The following is a 1,003-nucleotide window of genomic DNA, read 5'->3' as shown; positions in this document are numbered from 1 at the left end:
ACCCAACCCACCCACGCCGACTAGCAGTTATCCACAGGCCCTCCTGCACCAACCCAGCACTTCGCTCATGCTGGGTTGGATGGACTGGTGGTGGCGCCGACAGCTGGCCGACGAGGGAATCCAAGAGCTGATCCGCGCTCAAAACGGAGTCGTGTCGCGGACTCAGCTCCTCGCCGGCGGCTGGCTGGATGTCCGCATCAAGCGCCGGCTCCGCAGCAGGCGCTGGCAAACCATCCACCCCGGCGTCTATGCCAACCACACCGGCCCCATCGGGTACGACGAGCGCCTGCTGGCCGCCCTCCTGTACGCCGGACCCGACTCTGCCTGGAGCCACTACACCGCAGCCGAGCAACTCGGCCTGCTGAGACCGGCCCCTGGCCGTCCCATCCACCTGGCTATCCCCGACCACCGCCAAGTACGCAGCCAGCCCGGACTCGTCATTCACCGCGACATCCACTGGGCCGACCGCCTCGCTCGCGCCGTCCCACCTCGCCGTACCGGAGCCCATGCGATTCTCGACATCGTCGGCATCAGCCGAACCCTGGACCAAGCGGCCGCGGTCGTCGCCGAAGCGTGCCAAACCGGTCGTGTACACCCACGCGATCTCCTCGCCGCGCTGTCCACCCGAGGCCGCCTACGCCACGGCCGCTCCCTCCGCCCGATCCTCACCGACGTAGCCGCCGGCTCCCACTCGCTCCTCGAAATCCGCTACCTCCGAGACGTCGAACGCCGCCACGGCCTCCCCACCGGAACCCGCCAACGAGCCGTCGACAGCGAATACACCGACGTCTACTACGACGGATTCGGCCTCGACGTAGAACTAGACGGCCGTCTCCACCTCATCCCGACCCAACGCTGGCGAGACCTCGACCGCGACAACCGAGCCACCCTCCGCGCCGAGGCAACCCTGCGCTACGGCTGGTTCGACATCACCAACCGCCCCTGCACAGCAGCCACCCAGGTGCTCCAAGTCCTCCGCCGCACCGACCCCAACCTCCCCGCC

The 1,003-nt window shown here is 68.4% G+C and carries 1 protein-coding gene; it reads left to right on the top strand.

Annotation, left to right across the window (positions count from 1 at the left end; genetic code table 11):
• Window positions 1-79 precede the first annotated feature (79 nt).
• Window positions 80-1,003: hypothetical protein (locus tag E1263_RS42465; RefSeq protein WP_132178159.1), on the top strand; the 924-nt coding region annotated here is incomplete at its 3' end.

This window comes from Kribbella antibiotica (assembly GCF_004349055.1).
GTDB classification, from domain to species: Bacteria; Actinomycetota; Actinomycetes; order Propionibacteriales; family Kribbellaceae; genus Kribbella; species Kribbella antibiotica.
The sequence above is the reverse complement of the archived record's forward strand: the minus strand, read 5'-3'. Positions and strand labels throughout refer to the sequence as shown.